The sequence below is a fragment of the Faecousia sp. genome, assembly GCF_048519415.1.
Taxonomy (GTDB): Bacteria; Bacillota; Clostridia; order Oscillospirales; family Oscillospiraceae; genus JAZOXB01.
Genome location: NZ_DBFZUT010000012.1, coordinates 15,510 through 32,115, shown reverse-complemented (window position 1 = coordinate 32,115; position 16,606 = coordinate 15,510). Strand labels below are relative to the sequence as shown.

Genomic DNA, 16,606 nt, shown 5'->3' with positions numbered 1-16,606 from the left:
TTATGTCCCCTTTCTCAGCTGTTCCGTCCGGGCGCGGTACAGGTCGGCCTGCGCCTCCTCGACGAGGTCCTGCAGGCTGATGTCGTCCCAGACGATCTCCGGCGCACAGCCGCAGCCGTGCAGGCGCAGCCACAGCGTGCAGATGCGCAGCAGCACCGGCTCGACGGCGCGGCGCAGCGCCCAGAGCTCACTTGTCAGAAGATCTGCCTGCTGGGCGCTCATGCGCTCCGTGCTCGACCAGCTCAGGCCGAGCAGGAACGGCGGCAGGCCCGTTTTTGCCACGAGCTGCTCGAGCAGCTGGCGCACGGGCACGGCCGCGTCGAGCACCGGCCCGTCCGCGCCGATGACCTTGACGGACACGTCGCCCACGGCCACGAAGTCGCGCACGACGCCGCTCTGGCTGTCGCGCATGGCCTCGCTCCACTCGGCGGCGATGGCCCCGGCCCGCTCGGAGGCGGAGCCGCGCTCCATTCCGTCGCCGCCCGGCCTGCAGACGACGGCATAGCGCACATTGCCCGCGCGCTCCCAGTTTTTTCCGATCGTGCGGTAAATTTTCAGCAGGATGTCCGCGAGGAACGGCATACTGCGCAGCAGCGAGACGCCATAGGGGCTGCCCGGCTCCGGGTTCAGCGCCGTGAACAGCAGCAGCTCCTGCCGCGGCAGCGGCCGCATCCGGCCGTCCTCATCGCAGCCGCACAGCACGACCTCGAGGGGGGACTTCCCCTCCCGAAGCTCCAGCGCGTTCACGTCGCCCCAGCACACGGCCCGCAGGTCGCCCTGCGCCACGAGCATCTCGCCGACGGCCCGGCCGTAGGTCAGAAGGCTGTCGAGATAGGCCGAGAGAAAGCTGTGGATGCCGGTCTGCCCGCGCCCGCACGGAACGGTCCGCAGGAATTCGTTCAGCGCGGTCTCCCGCTGGGCGCTTCGCACCGTGAAGCCGCCGCTCAGCCGCACAAGCTTGCCGATAGCCGCATCCAGCACGGGAAGCGACTGCCGCATGGCGCGGTAGAGCTGCGCCTCGCCGGGCGGGACGGCCGGAAGGCCCGCGCCGAACGGGCTCTGCGTCCCGCCGCGCAGCTGCGCCGCCGCCGCCGCGACGCTCTGCTTTTTTCGAAACATGTTTTTCCTCCTTTATTGGGGGAAACTCCGAATCGATCATCTGCGGCGGATGCCGGATCTTTTTCGGCAATCCATCGGTTTGGAAAGTTTGCAGTACACAAAGTACAACTGCACTTTCCAAACCTCGCCTTGCCAAAAAATCTCTCGCCATCCGCTCTTGTTGATCAATTCAGAGCTTCCCTTGATTTTTCGCGCGCCTTTGATTTCGCTCACGCCATTGTAGGGGCCGGGCATGCCCCTCCCGGCGCGGTACTCACAGCCGGTACAAGCCGTCGTTAAAATGGTGAACGCCCCCGAATTGTCATTGCGAGGCCCCAACGGGGCCGTGGCAATCTCGGGAAGGCATCTGCGATTTCGCCGATGGCATTCCCACGATGCGGTTGCGTACTGCGAGATTGCCACGTCGCTTCGCTCCTCGCAATGACAATTCAGGCAAGTGCCGTGGTGCACCAATGCCGTTCAGCGGTTTAAGGCCCCTCTACAAGGCGCTCACTGAGCGCCGCTACCCCCCATACTTTGGCTTTTACCATTTTACTGACAGCCTGTACAAATCGGCGGTGCAGTGCCGGGCGGGGGCAGCCCTTCCCCTACAATGGCGTTTGCCGTTTTAACGGCTGCCTATGCGAATCGTTTGTGCCCCGCCCCTACAATGCGCCAACACCTACGCCCTCCGGATAGCCGTACACGCGGCCAGGGCCGGGCGCTGCGGAGCCAGCACCGTCGAGACGAAATAGCGCATGTCGTCCATGGCATGGTCGTGCTCCTTGCGCACGGCGTCGCGCCCGGCCTTCGGGTCCCAGACATACTGCTCGATCTCGCGCAGGCAGTCCGTGCAGGTGTCGCACAGCACGAGCCTGCCGCATTTAAGCAGGTCCGACGTGCGGCGGATGCCGCTGAGCACGTCGTTGTCCGCCCGGCGGACGTTCCAGCCGTTACGCCGCAGCGTCTCAAGGAAGCTCGCAGCCGACGGATCGACGATGACGGCCGCGATGGGCCGCCCGCCCGCAAGCTCCCGCAGCGCCCGCTCATACTCCGCGTCCGTCATCTGGCGCTGCTCGCGCCTCGAGTCGAAGTAGAACTCCTTCACGCGGTACCACACGGCGTCCTTCCGCCCCCACAGCCCGAAGGACGCCGGGTTGACCGTGCCATAGTCGCACGAGATGTACCACTGGTTGAACGGCCCCTCGGGCGGCGGCGGGGCCTTTGCCGCGTCGAAGAAGTCATACACCCGGCCCTCAGCCGCCACCCACTGGCCCAGCACGAAGCGGCGGTAGAACACGCCGGAGTACAGCCGCGCATAGCGGCTGCGGATATCGGGCGACAGCGCGGGGTTGTCCTCCATCGTAAAGTGGAGGTACAGGCAGTTCCGCTCCGCCGCGTGGCCGATCCACTCCGTGTAGAACCAGTGGTACGGCCCCTCGGGGTTGCAGTTGAACCACAGGCGGCTTCCCGTGACGGAGCAGCGCGCGCAGGCCTGCTCCACAAAGCTGCGCGGCATGAGCGCCACCTCGTCGAGCAGCACGCCCGCAAACGTGATGCCCTGAATGAGGGCGGCGGAGCCCTCGTCCCGCCCGCCGAAGAGGTAGAACTCGTTCGTGTGCCCGCGGTAGCTCACCTGCAGCAGGTTCTCCGTCCGCCGCTCCCGGACGGAAAAGCCGATGGCCTGCAGCTTCGGCAGCAGCTCCGTAACGACGTTGCGCCGCAGCGAGGCGATGGTCTTGCCGCACAGGCCGAACCGCGCGCCGCTATAGCAGGCGCTCGCCCACAGGAAGAAGCTCAGCCCCATGCACAGCGTCTTGCCCGAGCGCACCGCTCCGTCGCAGATGATGGCCTCAAACGCAGCGTCCGGGCTGTCGGGCCGCCACCACGTCAGCACGCGGCGCTGCTTGGCCGAAAATCGCATCATGGCTCCTCCACCGCCGCGAAGAACGCCGCGGCCGCGCCGTCGTCCGCCGCCCCGGCCTGCAGCAGCTCCTCGAGGGCGCGGATGCGGTCGGCCAGCCGCACCTCGATGGCCCCCTTTTCGCTGCGCTTCACCTCGGACAGCAGCGTCAGGTCCAGCTCGCCGATGGGCGGGTCGTCCTCGAGCACAAGGCGGACGCAGTCGTTCGCGCGCCCGAAGGCGATCTGCGCCAGCCTGCGCAGGGCGTCCTCCCGGCCGGGCACGCCCCGGCTGCGCTGGGCGGCCAGCTCGCGGCGGACGGCGGGACGGGCCAGTGCGTCTGCCCCGCACTGCGCGCGCCGCGCGGCCTCAGCAGCGTCGAAGCACTGCAGATAGGCCTGCACAAAATTCCGGTGCTTTTCCACCATTCGTCTTCAACCTCCAATTTCTGAAAAAGTACTCTTTCACCCGTAGCTCCGCACCCGTTAAAAATTCACGCGAAATGTGAATCCGTTAAAAAAAATCCGGAAAAAAGCAAAAAAATCCCGCGGCGGACGGGATTTTTCCCATCCGCCGCGGCGTAAATTACCGAATAACAGCATATTTTGTTGTAGCGGAGGGGCATGTCCCTCCCTGCGGCGCACTGCCGACCAGCCCAGGCCACTGTTAAAATGGTATGCACTCCCGAATTGTCATTGCGAGGCCCCAACGGGGCCGTGGCAATCTCGGGAAGGCAGTTACGTTTTCGCCGGGGCCTTCCTGTTATCCAATCGGGTGCTGCGAGATTGCACCCCAAGGGCACTTCCTCGCGCTTCGCGCTCAGGGCGCCACGTCGGCCGTTGGCCTCCTCGCAATGACACGTCAGGGGAGCGCGAGGTGCACCAGTGCCCTTGTGCGGTTGAATTGCCCTGTACAGGGCGCTCAGTGAGCGCCGCTACACCCCATACTTTGGCTTTTACCGTTTTACTGACAGCCTGTACAAATTCGTCGGTGCAGTGCCGGGAGCGGCATGCCGCTCCCCTACAATGCACGGCCGGAAACTATCCACTTTCCATTGTCAATTTTCCGCTTCCCACACCCCATACCGTTCCTGCAGCGTCTGCACCATGTCCCGGTATGTGTCATAGCACCGCTCCATCTCGCCGCGCTGCAGCGCCGCATAGCACGGGCCGAGCCAGCGGGCGCGGATCTCGGCATAGCGCGCCGGAGCATCGTCGCAGTATTCCACGCCCGCCACGATGGACGGTGCGACGGCATAATACTCCGCGATGCGCTCGGGGCCGTCCGGCCTCTGCCGCAGCCAGCCGTCGCGGAACGCGCGGAAGGCCGTCAGCTCCGCGCAGTCGTCGGGCTTGCCCTCGGCGGCACACGTCGCCGTCGTGATGAAGCAGAAGCGGAACTTCTTGAACCCGCCTGCGAGTGTGTCATAGTCGCCCGGCCTCCACAGCTGCTTCGGCCAGCGCGCGAGCCACTGCGTCTGCAGCTGCGTGCGCAGCGGCTCGGCCAGCTCCAGCTGCAGCTTGCGCAGCAGCGGCGTAAAGAAAATGGCCAGCGCGACCTTCGTGTCGAAAAACACATTGTCCCGCGTGCGCTTTCCCCAGCGCGGGTCCTTTTCCATATGGGCGGCAAGGCCGTCCAGCATCACGGCCGCCGCGTGCCCGGCCAGCGCCTCGGCCCCGCCGGGATACCCGGCGCAGCAGGCGTCCAGCTCCTGCAGCAGGGGCGCGTTGTCCTGCTCATACTGCGCGAACGTCGGGAAAAAGTCTTTTTTTCCGATGCGCAGGTGCAGGTCCGGATAGCGCGTGATGCAGCCGGGCAGCTGCGCGAGCAGCGCCTCGACGGTCCCCGTCTCCACCGGCTTTGCCCGCAGCGCCTCGGTGCGCATACGCGCCCCGCAGTACAGGCAGGAAAATTCCTCCAGCTCCGCCGGGATCTCCAGCTTTTTTCCGCATTGCGGGCATACGCCCCGGATCATATCCGCCATTGTGATTCCTCCAGATAAACATTGAAGATTGTAATTATTGTAGGGGCGGGACATGTCCCTCCCGTCCGCGAAGCGGCAAAAGTACCGCTGATTCGATGCAATGCACCATTCCCACCGCCGCACCGCCCTGATGTGTCATTCCGAGGAGCGAAGCGACGTGGGAATCTCGGGAAGGCAGTTGCGATTTCGCCGATGGTTTCCCTGTTATCCAACCATGTCCTGCGAGATTGCACCCCAAGGGCACTTCCTCGCGCTGCGCGCTCAGGGCGCCACGTCGGCCTGCGGCCTCCTCGCAATGACAAATCGGGAGCCTTCCCATTTTATCGGTTCCCTGTGCGAATCGGCAGCCTACCGCCGGGAGGGGACAGCCCGGCCCCTACAACGGCCGGTTCGGGACGGCAGTGCCTTCCCGAGATTGCCACGGGCGCAAAGCGCCCTCGCAATGACAAACCTTTGGCTTTCACCGTTTTATCGACAGCCTGCATTAGTCGACAGCATTGCGCCGGGAGGGGACAGCCCGGCCCCTACAACGGCCGTTCGTCAGCCCCGCCATTTTCTTCTATTTTTCCACAAATGCCCGCCGGTGTCAACCCGGCGGGCATAAATTTTCAATTTTGTCACATGTTTTCCGCCCGCGCGGAAATACTATCGCCGAAAAGAGGCGATGTCATGCAAAGCTTTGTCTGCGGCACGCGGCTGTGCTTCGGCGCGGACGCCCCCGCGGCCCTCGCCGGGCTGCACGCCGAGCGCGTGCTGCTCGTCACGGACCCCTATTTTGCCGAAAACGGCACGGCCGCGCGCTATGCCGCGGCCTTCCCCGGCGCACAGGTCGAGATTTTCTCCGACGTCGCGCCCGATCCCCCGCTCTCGCTGGTGGCGCGGGGCGTCGCCCGCCTGCAGGCCCTGCGGCCGGACACCGTTCTGGCCCTCGGCGGCGGCTCCGCCATCGACTGCGCCAAGGGCATCGCCGCACTCGGCGGCCTGCCCGTCCGCCTTGTAGCCGTGCCGACGACGTCCGGCAGCGGCTCGGAGGTCACGTCGTTCGCCATCCTGACGCTGGACGGCGTCAAGCACCCCCTCGTGGACCCGGCGCTGCGGCCGGAGCTGGCCATTCTGGACCCCGCCCTGCTCGAGGCTCTGCCCCCGCGCCTCATCGCGGAATCCGGTATGGACGCCGTGTCCCACTGCGTGGAGGCAGTGGCCGCACGCGAGGCCAGCCCCGTGACGGACGCGCTGGCCCACAGCGCCTGCCGGACGCTGCTGCGGCTGCTGCCGCGCTCGTTCGCGGGCGAGACGGCCGTGCGCGGAGACGTCCATCTGGCGGCCTCCATGGCGGCGCTGGCCTTTGACAATGCGGGCCTCGGCGCCTGCCACGCGCTTGCCCATGCCCTCGGCGGGCGCTTCCATGTAGCCCACGGACGCCTGTGCGCCATGCTGCTGCCGCACGTCATCGCCCACCACGCGGCCGAAGACCCCCACCCCTATGCCGCCCTTGCCGCGGCCTGCGGCCTGCCCGGCGTGCGCGGCCTGACGGGGGCGATCGTCCGCCTGCGCGCCCGGCTCGGCCTTCCTGCAAGCCTGCCGGAGGCCGGGGTCCCGCGCGAGGCCGTATTGGAGGCTGAAACGGACGTGCTCGAGGCCGCGCTGGCAGACCCCTGCGCGGCGCAGGCCCCGGCTCCCCTGACCCGTGACGCGCTGCAGGTCCTGCTGCGGCAGGTGCTGTGAGCGCGGAAACGCTGCTGTCCGTCGGCATCGACCTCGGCACGACGACGACGCAGCTCGTCTTTTCCCGCCTGACCGTCCGCAACGAGGGCTCGGCCTTCTCCGTGCCGAACTACACCGTCGCCGCGCGCGAGGTCCTGCGGCGCAGCGCCGTGCACTTCACTCCGCTGCGCTCGGAGCGCGAGCTGGACGCCGAGGCCATCGCCCGCATCGTGGACGCCGAATACGCCGCCGCGGGCATCGACCGTCGCGCCGTGCAGACCGGGGCCGTCATCATCACGGGCGAGACGGCCCGCCGCGAGAACGCCCGCGCCGTGCTCGAGGCCCTGTCGGGCTATGCCGGGGACTTCGTCGTGGCGACGGCCGGACCCGCGCTTGAAAGCGCACTGGCCGGGCGCGGAGCCGGGGCGGCGGACTACGCGCAGGCCCACGCCTGCACCGTCGTGAACCTGGACATCGGCGGCGGCACGACGAACATCGCCCGCTTCACGAACGGGGCCCTGACGGACACGGCCTGCCTGAATGTCGGCGGGCGGCTCGTCAAGCTGGAGCCGGACGGCCGCGTGACCTATGTCTCGCCCGTGCTGCAGCCGTTCGTGCCCTACGCCCCCGGCGACCGGCTGACGCCGCAGGACCTCGCGCCGACCGTCGCCCTGCTCACAGAGATTCTGGAGGAGGCTCTCGGTTTCCGCCCCGTGCAGGATGAGGCGCGGCTGCGCGGCTTTGTCACGGACCGCCTGCCCGGCCCCGCGCCCGGCGCGGTCTACAGCTTTTCCGGCGGCGTGGCCGACCTGATGGAAGACCGGCCGCGTGAGCCGTTTGCCTACGGAGACCTCGGCGTGCTGCTCGGCCGGGCCGTGGCAAAAAGCGCCGTCGGCCCGCGCATCCCCGCGCGCGAGACCATCCGCGCCACCGTCATCGGCGCGGGCTGCCACGCCACGGAGCTTTCCGGCAGCACGGTCTATTTTGACCGCATCGCCTTTCCGCTGAAGAACCTGCCCGTCGCCGCCCTGACGCCGGAGGAGGAGCGCCTCCCGCCCGCGGAGCTGGCAGAAACCGTCCGGGCGCGGCTGGCCGTGTTTGAAGGAGGCCCGGCCGTTCTGGCCCTGCAGGGGCGGCGCGACCTGCACTTTGCAGCGCTGAGCGCCCTTGCCGACGGGCTGGCCGGCGGCCTGCGCGGCAGGGACGGGCCGGTGCTCGTGGCCGTGGCGGCCGATGTGGGCAAGGCCCTCGGGCAGGCGCTTGCCGTGCGGCTGCCGGGCGTGCCGCTGCTGTGCCTCGACGGCGTGCAGCTCCCGCCGGGCAGCTACCTCGATGTCGCCGCCCCCATCGCAAACGGACAGGTCCTCCCGGTCGTCATCAAAACGTTGGTATTTTGAAGGTATGGGATCGTAGGGGAGGGGACAGCCCGGCCCGGCGCGGTACTCACAGCCCGGTACAGGCCATCGTGAAAATGGTATGCACCCCCGAATTGTCATTGCGAGGCCCCAAAGGGGCCGTGGCGCCCTGAGCGCGAAGCGCGAGGAAGTGCCCTTGGGGTGCAATCTCGGGAAGGCACTTACCGCTCGTACAAACCATCGCCGACCGCACGCGCTGCCAAATTTGACTGTAGCGGCGGTCAGTGACCGCCTTGTACAGAGCCATTCAACGGCAGGAGGGCACTGGTGCACCGCCGCACTACCTGATGTGTCATTGCGAGGAGCGAAGCGACGTGGCAATCTCGCAGTACACAGTTGGATAACAGGAAGGCCCCGGCGAAAACGTAACTGCCTTCCCGAGATTGCCACGTCGGCCGTTGGCCTCCTCGCAATGACAAATCAGGGAGCCTCACGCCATTTCATTTGTGCCACAGCCATTCCCCGCCGTCCCTACAATATCACGCGCAAATTATATATTTCCGATCGAATCTGAACGAATTTGAAAGAAGGGTACCATTTGAAGCTGAAGACGCTGCTGTTCGGCAAGACCTATGCCTTCCGCGATGTGAAGGACGTGCTTGCCAAGGCAAACGAGCCGAAATCCGGCGACCGGCTCGCCGGGCTGGCCGCCGAGAGCGCGCAGGAGCGCGTCGCCGCCAAGGCCGTGCTGGCGGAGCTGCTGCTGCGCGACCTGCGCGAGAACCCCGCCGTGCCCTATGAGCAGGACGAGGTCACGCGCATCATTCAGGACGACCTGAACGAGCGCATCTATGCGGAGATGCAGAACTGGACCGTCTCGGACCTGCGTGAGTGGATTTTGAGCGAGACCACGACGACGGCTGATCTCCGCCGCGCCTCCCGCGGCCTCACGAGCGAGATGGTCGCCGCCGTCTGCAAGCTCATGAGCGATCTTGATCTCATCTATGCCGCGCGCAAGATTCCGGTCACGGCCCACTGCAACACGACCATCGGCCTGCCGGGCACGCTGTCGTGCCGCCTGCAGCCGAACCACCCGACGGACGACGTCGACGGCATCCTCGCCTCCCTGCTCGAGGGCCTGAGCTTCGGCGCGGGCGACGCCGTCATCGGCCTGAACCCCTCGGGCGACACGGCCGAGAGCGTCCGCCGCGTGCTGACGCGCTTCGACGAGGTGCGCCGCCGCCACGGCATCCCCACGCAGATCTGCGTTCTGGCCCATGTGACGACGCAGATGCGCGCCATCGAGTCCGGCGCGCCCGCCGACCTCATTTTCCAGTCCATCGCAGGCTCGCAGAAGGGCAACACCGCCTTCGGCTTCGACGCGGCCACCATCGAGCAGGCGCGGCAGCTGGCGCTGACGCAGGGCACGGCCGAGGGGCCGAACGTGCTGTATTTCGAGACGGGGCAGGGCTCCGAGCTTTCCTCCGAGGCGCATTTCGGCACGGATCAGGTGACGATGGAGGCCCGCTGCTACGGCTTCGCGCGGCATTTTTCGCCCTTCCTCGTCAACACCGTCGTCGGCTTCATCGGCCCGGAGTACCTCTATGACGCGCGGCAGGTGATGCGTGCCGGGCTGGAGGACCACTTCATGGGCAAGCTCTCCGGCATCCCCATGGGCTGCGACGCCTGCTACACGAACCACATGAAGGCCGACCAGAACGACATCGAAAAGCTCGCCGTCCTGCTGACGGCGGCGGGCTGCAACTACTTCATGGGCATCCCCCACGGCGATGACGTCATGCTGAACTACCAGACGACCGGCTTCCGCGAGACGGCCGCCCTGCGCGAGCTGTTCGGCCTGACGGCCATCGCGCCGTTCCAGCGCTGGCTCGAGCGCATGGGCTTCGTGGAGAACGGCAAACTCACCGCGCGGGCCGGAGACGGCTCGGCGCTGCTGTAAAGGAGGCGCGGCATGGATCGCGAAGAACTCAAGGCCATCGTGGCGCAGATGCTGCGCGAGCTTGCTCCCGCGCAAACGCCCCCGTCCCCGCCGCCCGTCAAGGGCGCGGAGACTGCCCCGGAAGCCCCGCCGGACGACGGCGTGCTGCCCGACCTCACGACGGTCGACCTGCGGGCGCAGTATCTCGTCCCGAACGCGGCCCACGGCGCGGAATTCCGCGCCCTCAAGGCCAAAACCCCCGCCCGCCTTGGCCTCGGCCGCTGCGGCGCGCGCTACCCCACGGCCTCGCTGCTGCGCTTCCGCGCCGACCACGCCGCCGCGCAGGACAGCGTCTTCTCCCTCGTGCCGGAGCGCTTCTGGGAGGAAAATCACTATCCCTTTGTGCAGACCATGTGCAAAAGCAAGGACGAATACCTGACCCGGCCGGACCTCGGCCGCCGCTTTGACGAAAAAAATCAGGCCGTCCTGCGCGACCTGCTCGCGGGGCAGCGCGTCGTGCTGGCCGTCGGCGACGGTCTGTCGTCCGCGGCCGTGCAGGCCAACGCCCCGGACTGCTGCGCCGCCATCCGGCAGGGCCTGCAGGCGCAGGGCATTGAGCTTGGCCCCGTCCCGTTCATCCAGTTCTGCCGCGTCGGCGCGGGCGACCACATCGGCGACCTGACGGACTGTGAGGTCATCTGCCTGCTCGTCGGCGAGCGGCCCGGCCTTGTGACGAACGAGTCCATGTCTGCCTACCTGACCTACCGCCCGCACACGGGCATTGCGGAGTCCTGCCGCACCGTCGTGTCAAACATCCACCGGCAGGGCGTGTCCGCCGTGGAGGCCGGGGCGCATATCGCCTCGCTCCTCGGCCGCATTCTGGCGCAAAAGGCCTCCGGCATCGGCCTGCGGGAGGACGGCGCATGACCGGCGCTCCCGTCCCCGTGCGGGTCCTGTGCGCCCGTACGATCGCAAATGTCAGCCCCGGCCTTGCACGCGCACTTTCGCTCGATTCCGGGCAAAATTCACTCGCGCTGCTGGCGACGGACTGCGACGACGTCACCTACCTCGCGCTGGACGAGGCGACGAAGGCCGCGAACGTCTCCGTCGTCTACGGCCGCAGCCTCTATGCCGGGGCAGGGAACGCGCCCACGCCCCTGACGGGCGAGGTCATCGGCCTGCTCGCCGGGCCGACGCCCGCCGACGTCCGCAGCGGCCTTGCCGCCGCGCTGGCCTTCCTGCAGGACGGGCCGCGCTTCCGCGAGGCGGAAAACGGCGTTTTCTACCTTGCCCACTGCGCCGCGCGCACGGGGACGTACCTGTCCCGTGCGGCCCACATCCCCGCAGGGCAGCCGCTGGCCTATCTCATCGCGCCCCCCGTCCCGGCCCTGCTGGGGCTGGACGCCGCCCTGAAGGCCGCAGGCGTCGAGCTTGCGGAATTCTATGCCCCGCCCACCGAAACGAACTTTGCCGGAGCCCTGCTCACCGGCACCCGCTCGGCCTGTCTTGCCGCCTGCACCGCCTTTGCCGAGGCGGTCTGCGAGGCGGCGGCCCGGCCGCTGGAAGCAGAAGGAACAAGGAGGAACGACCATGGAATTTGACCGCGATCTGCGCGCCCGGCAGGAGGTCCGCCTGCTGGCGCAGCAGGCGCAGCAGGCCTTTGAGGGCCTGCAGAAACTGGACCAGAGCGGCCTTGACCGCATCACGGAGGCGCTGTCCCGCGCGGGCGCCCTGCATGCGGCGGAGCTGGCGCGGGGGGCCTGCGCCGAAACAGGCTTCGGCAATGAGCGCGACAAGACGGAGAAGAACCGCTTCGCCGCCGTCCGCGTGTTCGGGGCCATCCGGGGCCTGCGCACCGTCGGTATCCTGCGGCGGGACGACGAGCGCCGCGTCTGGGACGTCGGCGTGCCCGTCGGCGTCATCGCGGGCATCGTGCCCTCGACGAACCCGACGTCCACCGTGATCTACAAATCCCTCATCGCCCTGAAGGCGGGCAGTCCCATCGTCTTCTCGCCCCATCCGCACGCCGTGCGCTGCACGCTCCACGCCGCCCGCCTCATGGCGGAGGCTGCCGAGGCCGCCGGGTGCCCGAAGGGCGCGATCTCCTGCCTGACGATGCCGTCCCTGGACGCCGTGCAGGAGCTGCTGCACGCCCCGCAGGTGCGCCTCATCCTGGCCACAGGCGGCGGGGCCATGGTCCGCGCGGCCTATTCGTCCGGCAAGCCCGCCATCGGCGTCGGCGCAGGCAACGGCCCGGCCTATATCCACCGCTCGGCCGACATCCCCCGCGCCGTGCGGGACATCCTCCGCTCGAAGACGTTCGACAACGGCACGGTCTGCGCCTCGGAGCAGAGCGTCATCGTCGAGCGCTGCTGCGAGGCCCGCGTCCGCGAGGAGTTCCGGAAGCAGGGCTGCTATTTTCTGAACACGGAGGAGGCCGGGCGTGTGGCGCGGCTGCTGCTCCGCCCGGACGGGACGATCAACCCGAAGGTCGTCGGCAGGACGGCCTGCGCCGTGGCGCGCATGGCGGGCGTGACCGTGCCGGAGTCCACGCCCGTGCTGCTGGCAAACGAGACGGAGGCCGGGCCGGCGCGGCCCTATTCCCGCGAGAAGCTCTGCCCCATTCTGGCTTTTTTCGTTGAGGAGGACGAGGACACCATCCTCCGCCGCATCTGCGAGGTGCTGGCGGGCGAGGGTGCGGGCCACACGTTCGTCCTGCACGCAAAGGACGAGGCCGTCGTCCGCCGCTTCGCGCTGACCGTGCCCGTTTCGCGCTTTCTCGTCAATGTGCCTGCGTCGCTCGGCGGCATCGGCGCAGAGACGGCCCTGTTCCCTGCGCTCACGCTCGGCTGCGGCGCGGTGGGCGGCAGCTCGTCGTCCAATAACATCGGCCCGCTCGACCTCATCAACCTCCGCCGCGTGGCGTGGGGGAGCGAAAAGCCCGAGCCGCAGCCCGAAACGCCCGATCAGCCCGAGCCGGACAGCGCGCTCATCGCGCGCCTGACCGAGGAGATCCTGAAAAAACTACGATAAACGGAGGAACCAGCAATGAATGTCAACACGAATGCCCTTGGAATGGTCGAAACGCGCGGCCTTGTCGCCGCCATTGAAGCCGCGGACGCCATGGTGAAGGCCGCGAACGTCCAGCTCGTCGGCAAGGAGCAGGTCGGCGGCGGTCTCGTCACCGTCATGGTGCGCGGCGACGTCGGCGCGGTCAAGGCCGCCACGGATGCGGGCGCGGCTGCCGCCGAGAAGATCGGCGAGCTCATCTCCGTCCACGTCATCCCGCGCCCGCACACCGAGGTCGACGGCATCCTGCCCCACGGCCGCGACACGGCCCCGGCCTGATGCTCTATACCGAGGAGGCCGTCCGCGCGGGGCTGCGTGTGCGGGACGGGCGGCGCGTGTTCTACCTGCCGGAGGGCAGCCGCCTGACCCCGGCGGCGCGCGACTGGCTCCGGCAGGAGGGCGTGACGGTCGTGCCGCATGCCGAAACGCCCCCCGCCGCCTACCGCACGCCGGACGGCGCGTCGTTTGCCGAAAAGCCGGAGCACATGACCCACCTGCGCGGCAATATTCTTATTCCGAAGACGCACCCGCGCATCGCCTTCCGCGGCGGCATCGACACGCTGGAGGCTGAGCTGCTGCTGTGCGCGCAGGCGGCGGACGGCCCGCTGCGCCAGACGCTCTGCGCCATGCTGGACTTCGTCCGCAGCCTCATCCGCGCCGACGTGCTGGACGAGCCGGTGCAGGCCGTCCGCTTCCTCGGGCTGGACGACGACGGTCTGCGCGAGCACAGCCACCACCCGGAGCGCGAGGAGGGCCAGCCGCACTTTCTCCCCGCGCCGGACGACCCGCCCATCCTGCTGCGGCTCAACCGCCTGCGCACCGTCGTGCGGCAGACCGAGCTGCTGGCCTGCCATGCCTTTTCCGCCGCCGACGGCTCCCTCGCCCGCCCGGATCTCGTCAAGGCCCTCAACCGTCTGTCCAGCCTGTGCTGGATCCTCATGATCCGGGTCAAGCGGGGTGGGCAAGTGTAGAATGGATCATTGAGCGTGGAATGCATAAGGCCTCCAGATTTGTCATTGCGAGGGCGCTTTGCGCCCGTGGCAATCTCGGAAAGGCACTGCCGATTTGTACCGACCGCCGGGCAAACGCACGCGCCTTGTAGGGGCCGGGCTGTCCCCTCCCGGCGCCGCACGAACGACTCGTGCCAGTTGCCGTTACAATGGTGAACGCCCCCGATTTGTCATTGCGAGGCCCCAACGGGGCCGTGGCAATCTCGGGAAGGCAGTTACGTTTTCGCCGGGGCCTTCCTGTTATCCAACTGTGTACTGCGAGATTGCCACGTCGCTTCGCTCCTCGCAATGACACATCAGGTAGTGCGGCGGTGCACCAGCGCCCTCCTGCCGTTGAATGGCTCTGTACAAGGCGGTCAGTGACCGCCTTGCAGGCCGTAGGCTTTGCAGCGCGAATTCGGTGGCGTAAGGTTAACAAGTTTGTCATTGCGAGGCCCCAACGGGGCCGTGGCAATCTCGGGGAGGCAGTTGCGATTTCGCCGGGGCCTTCCTGTTATCCAACTGTGTACTGCGAGATTGCCACGTCGCTTCGCTCCTCGCAATGACAATTCGGGAGCCATTTCCATTTTAACGCCGCCCTGTTCGGGTCGGCAGCAGTGCGCCGGGCCGGGCTGTCCCCTCCCCTGCAACGCACGGCCGCTAATCCTACATAACCAGAAAGGAGCGATCCCATGGACGATCTGGTACAGGCCGTGGTGGACGAGGTCCTGCGGCGGCAGGGGCAGCGCCCGGCACTGCTGGTGGGCCGCGCGCCGCAGGCGGCCGCCGGGTGGCGCTTTGTCACGGACGGGCCGTATGAGGCCGTCATCCTCGGCTCGCTGACGGCCGCGGAGCTGCTGCGCTTCCCGGACGAGGCCAGCGCGCAGGCCCTGCTCGAGGGCAAGCCCGTCTACTACTGCCCCGAGGGACTGGACTACCGCCGTCACGCCAAAACGGCAAACCGCGCCCTGTGGTCGGCCCTGCTTGCGGCCGAGCGGCGGCTGCGCACCCTCGGCGTGCAGGAGCTGGCGCAGAAAAGCGCCCTCGTCACGGCGGAGGAGGCCCGCCGCCTGCTGCACAGCGGCCTGCCCGTGACCGGAAGGCTGACGCCGCTGGCACGCGACGTGCTGGAGGGCCGCGCATGAGAGCCGGGCTGGTGCTCGGCGCGGTGTGGGCCACGAAAAAAAGCCCCGCCCTCACGGGGCAGAGCCTGCTGCGCGTGCGCTGCGGCGAGACGGAGTATCTCGCGGCGGACCTTGTGGGCGCGGGGCCGGGCGACCGGGTCATCCTCGCCTTCGGCGCGGCGGCGCGCGCGGGGCGGCCGGACGTGCCCGTAGACGCAGCCATCGTGGCCATTTTGGACGAAACGGAGGCAACTCATGGATAACATCATTCTCTGGATCATGGCCATCGCCATGGTCCTCGGCGCGCTCGACCGCATGTTCGGCAGCCGCCTCGGGCTTGGGAAGCAGTTTGAGGAGGGCATCCTCGCCATCGGCGCGCTGAGCCTCTCCATGCTCGGCATCCTTTCGCTCGCGCCCGTGCTGGCGCGGCTGCTGCGGCCGGTGCTCGTGCCGGTCTACGGCTTCCTCGGCGCGGACCCGGCCATGTTCGCAGGCTCGATCCTGGCAAACGACATGGGCGGCGCGCCCCTTGCCATGGAGCTGGCGGGCACGCGCGCGGCCGGACAGCTCGGCGGCCTCATCGTCGGCTCCATGCTCGGCGCAACCGTCGTCTTCAGCATCCCCGTCGCCCTCGGCATCCTGCAGCCGGAGGACCGGCCCGCGCTGGCGCGCGGCGTGCTGGCGGGCCTGCTGGCCATTGCGCCGGGTGCGTTCGCCGGTGGACTGGCCGCGGGCTTCCCGCTCGGCATGCTCGTGCGGAACCTCGTGCCCATCGTGCTGTTCGCCGTGCTCATCGCGCTGGGCCTGTGGCGCTGGGAGCGCGCGATGATCCGCGGCTTTCTGTGGTTCGGCCGGGGCGTTCTGGCCGTCATCACGGTCGGACTGGCCGCCGCCGTCTTCACGGAGCTGACGGGCGTAACGGTCATCCCCGGCACGGCCCCGCTGGAGGACGGCGTGCAGACCGTCGCGGGCATCGGCTTTGTGCTGGCGGGCGCGTTCCCGCTCGTCTTTCTGCTGACAAAGCTCCTGCGCCGCCCGCTCGCGGCCCTCGGGCGCCTGCTCGGCATGAACGCAACGGCCGCCGCCGGGCTCGTGGCGAGCCTTGCAAACTCCATCCCCATGTTCGGCATGGTGAAGGACATGGACGAGCGCGGCAAGATCGTGAACATCGCCTTCGCCGTCCCGGCGGCCTTCGTCTTCGGCGACCACCTCGGCTTCACGGCAGGCTACGACGCGGCCATGCTCGGCCCCGTCATCGCGGCCAAGCTCACGGGCGGCGTCCTCGCCGTCCTCGCCGCGCTGCTGTTCACGCGGAAAAAGCCCGCGCAAAGCATGTAACACGCAGGGACAGCCCGGCCCGGCGACGCACCTGAGGCTGGTACGGGGCAGCGTTAAAATGGCGATTGCCCCCGATTTGTCATTGCGAGGAGGCCGCAGGCCG

15 protein-coding genes are annotated in these 16,606 nt (G+C 68.1%); 11 read left to right on the top strand and 4 right to left on the bottom strand.

Going from position 1 to position 16,606, the window contains the following annotated elements:
• From ACMKFF_RS01605 to ACMKFF_RS01590, 4 genes are all read right to left on the bottom strand, one after another.
• Complete coding sequence (locus ACMKFF_RS01605; RefSeq protein WP_419495830.1) at nucleotides 1-1,119, bottom strand: serine/threonine protein phosphatase; 1,119 nt, start codon at nucleotides 1,117-1,119, stop codon at nucleotides 1-3.
• A 661-nt stretch (nucleotides 1,120-1,780) separates the two neighbouring features.
• On the bottom strand, nucleotides 1,781-3,025 hold the full coding sequence (locus ACMKFF_RS01600) for a PBSX family phage terminase large subunit (RefSeq protein ID WP_417325409.1): 1,245 nt from the start codon (nucleotides 3,023-3,025) through the stop codon (nucleotides 1,781-1,783).
• The gene (locus ACMKFF_RS01595; RefSeq protein ID WP_349134615.1) at nucleotides 3,022-3,429 is read right to left on the bottom strand and encodes a terminase small subunit; all 408 of its coding nucleotides are present in this window, start codon (nucleotides 3,427-3,429) and stop codon (nucleotides 3,022-3,024) included. Before ACMKFF_RS01595 ends, ACMKFF_RS01600 begins: the two co-directional genes overlap by 4 nt.
• A 629-nt stretch (nucleotides 3,430-4,058) precedes the next feature.
• Entirely contained in the window at nucleotides 4,059-4,985 is a 927-nt protein-coding gene (locus tag ACMKFF_RS01590; protein WP_419495829.1) for a CFI-box-CTERM domain-containing protein, read from the bottom strand.
• Between the two features lie 669 nt (nucleotides 4,986-5,654).
• Here ACMKFF_RS01590 and ACMKFF_RS01585 point away from each other — a divergent pair.
• The 11 genes from ACMKFF_RS01585 to ACMKFF_RS01535 all read left to right on the top strand — a co-directional run bounded on the left by ACMKFF_RS01585 (nucleotide 5,655) and on the right by ACMKFF_RS01535 (nucleotide 16,503).
• A complete protein-coding gene (locus ACMKFF_RS01585; RefSeq protein WP_419495828.1) occupies nucleotides 5,655-6,710 on the top strand; it encodes an iron-containing alcohol dehydrogenase family protein in 1,056 nt (351 codons plus the stop codon).
• Nucleotides 6,707-8,086: an ethanolamine ammonia-lyase reactivating factor EutA gene (locus tag ACMKFF_RS01580; protein WP_419495827.1), complete on the top strand. Its 1,380-nt coding sequence runs from the start codon at nucleotides 6,707-6,709 to the stop codon at nucleotides 8,084-8,086. The genes ACMKFF_RS01585 and ACMKFF_RS01580 overlap by 4 nt, the downstream gene beginning before the upstream one ends.
• A 556-nt stretch (nucleotides 8,087-8,642) precedes the next feature.
• Nucleotides 8,643-10,004 carry an ethanolamine ammonia-lyase subunit EutB gene (locus tag ACMKFF_RS01575; RefSeq protein ID WP_419495826.1) on the top strand — a complete coding sequence of 454 codons (1,362 nt, stop codon included), beginning with the start codon at nucleotides 8,643-8,645 and terminating at the stop codon, nucleotides 10,002-10,004.
• 12 nt (nucleotides 10,005-10,016) lie between these two features.
• Nucleotides 10,017-10,910, top strand: a complete 894-nt coding sequence (gene eutC, locus ACMKFF_RS01570) for an ethanolamine ammonia-lyase subunit EutC (protein WP_419495825.1) — start codon at nucleotides 10,017-10,019, stop codon at nucleotides 10,908-10,910.
• Nucleotides 10,907-11,584, top strand: coding sequence for an ethanolamine utilization microcompartment protein EutL (gene eutL / locus ACMKFF_RS01565; RefSeq protein WP_419495824.1), 678 nt, complete (start codon nucleotides 10,907-10,909; stop codon nucleotides 11,582-11,584). Before eutC ends, eutL begins: the two co-directional genes overlap by 4 nt.
• Nucleotides 11,574-13,016 (top strand): acetaldehyde dehydrogenase (acetylating), encoded by a 1,443-nt coding sequence (locus ACMKFF_RS01560; protein WP_419495823.1) that lies wholly within the window; start codon nucleotides 11,574-11,576, stop codon nucleotides 13,014-13,016. The genes eutL and ACMKFF_RS01560 overlap by 11 nt, the downstream gene beginning before the upstream one ends.
• 15 nt (nucleotides 13,017-13,031) lie before the next feature.
• The gene (eutM, locus tag ACMKFF_RS01555; RefSeq protein ID WP_419495822.1) at nucleotides 13,032-13,331 is read left to right on the top strand and encodes an ethanolamine utilization microcompartment protein EutM; all 300 of its coding nucleotides are present in this window, start codon (nucleotides 13,032-13,034) and stop codon (nucleotides 13,329-13,331) included.
• Nucleotides 13,331-14,023 carry an ATP-binding protein gene (locus tag ACMKFF_RS01550; RefSeq protein WP_419495821.1) on the top strand — a complete coding sequence of 231 codons (693 nt, stop codon included), beginning with the start codon at nucleotides 13,331-13,333 and terminating at the stop codon, nucleotides 14,021-14,023. The genes eutM and ACMKFF_RS01550 overlap by 1 nt, the downstream gene beginning before the upstream one ends.
• Before the next feature lie 710 nt (nucleotides 14,024-14,733).
• Nucleotides 14,734-15,186: a hypothetical protein gene (locus ACMKFF_RS01545; protein WP_418468292.1), complete on the top strand. Its 453-nt coding sequence runs from the start codon at nucleotides 14,734-14,736 to the stop codon at nucleotides 15,184-15,186.
• Nucleotides 15,183-15,428: a EutN/CcmL family microcompartment protein gene (locus ACMKFF_RS01540; protein ID WP_349134992.1), complete on the top strand. Its 246-nt coding sequence runs from the start codon at nucleotides 15,183-15,185 to the stop codon at nucleotides 15,426-15,428. Before ACMKFF_RS01545 ends, ACMKFF_RS01540 begins: the two co-directional genes overlap by 4 nt.
• Complete coding sequence (locus ACMKFF_RS01535) at nucleotides 15,421-16,503, top strand: ethanolamine utilization protein EutH (RefSeq protein ID WP_419495820.1); 1,083 nt, start codon at nucleotides 15,421-15,423, stop codon at nucleotides 16,501-16,503. The genes ACMKFF_RS01540 and ACMKFF_RS01535 overlap by 8 nt, the downstream gene beginning before the upstream one ends.
• The last annotated feature ends 103 nt before the right edge of the window (nucleotides 16,504-16,606 follow it).

What these genes read in the sequence shown, in the direction of transcription:
- ACMKFF_RS01605 (WP_419495830.1), bottom strand. Translation starts at nt 1,119, where the DNA reads ATGTTTCGAAAAAAGCAGAGCGTCGCGGCGGCGGCGGCGCAGCTGCGC.
- ACMKFF_RS01600 (WP_417325409.1), bottom strand. Translation starts at nt 3,025, where the DNA reads ATGATGCGATTTTCGGCCAAGCAGCGCCGCGTGCTGACGTGGTGGCGG.
- ACMKFF_RS01595 (WP_349134615.1), bottom strand. Translation starts at nt 3,429, where the DNA reads ATGGTGGAAAAGCACCGGAATTTTGTGCAGGCCTATCTGCAGTGCTTC.
- ACMKFF_RS01590 (WP_419495829.1), bottom strand. Translation starts at nt 4,985, where the DNA reads ATGGCGGATATGATCCGGGGCGTATGCCCGCAATGCGGAAAAAAGCTG.
- ACMKFF_RS01585 (WP_419495828.1), top strand. Translation starts at nt 5,655, where the DNA reads ATGCAAAGCTTTGTCTGCGGCACGCGGCTGTGCTTCGGCGCGGACGCC.
- eutC (WP_419495825.1), top strand. Translation starts at nt 10,017, where the DNA reads ATGGATCGCGAAGAACTCAAGGCCATCGTGGCGCAGATGCTGCGCGAG.
- eutL (WP_419495824.1), top strand. Translation starts at nt 10,907, where the DNA reads ATGACCGGCGCTCCCGTCCCCGTGCGGGTCCTGTGCGCCCGTACGATC.
- ACMKFF_RS01560 (WP_419495823.1), top strand. Translation starts at nt 11,574, where the DNA reads ATGGAATTTGACCGCGATCTGCGCGCCCGGCAGGAGGTCCGCCTGCTG.
- eutM (WP_419495822.1), top strand. Translation starts at nt 13,032, where the DNA reads ATGAATGTCAACACGAATGCCCTTGGAATGGTCGAAACGCGCGGCCTT.
- ACMKFF_RS01550 (WP_419495821.1), top strand. Translation starts at nt 13,331, where the DNA reads ATGCTCTATACCGAGGAGGCCGTCCGCGCGGGGCTGCGTGTGCGGGAC.
- ACMKFF_RS01545 (WP_418468292.1), top strand. Translation starts at nt 14,734, where the DNA reads ATGGACGATCTGGTACAGGCCGTGGTGGACGAGGTCCTGCGGCGGCAG.
- ACMKFF_RS01540 (WP_349134992.1), top strand. Translation starts at nt 15,183, where the DNA reads ATGAGAGCCGGGCTGGTGCTCGGCGCGGTGTGGGCCACGAAAAAAAGC.
- ACMKFF_RS01535 (WP_419495820.1), top strand. Translation starts at nt 15,421, where the DNA reads ATGGATAACATCATTCTCTGGATCATGGCCATCGCCATGGTCCTCGGC.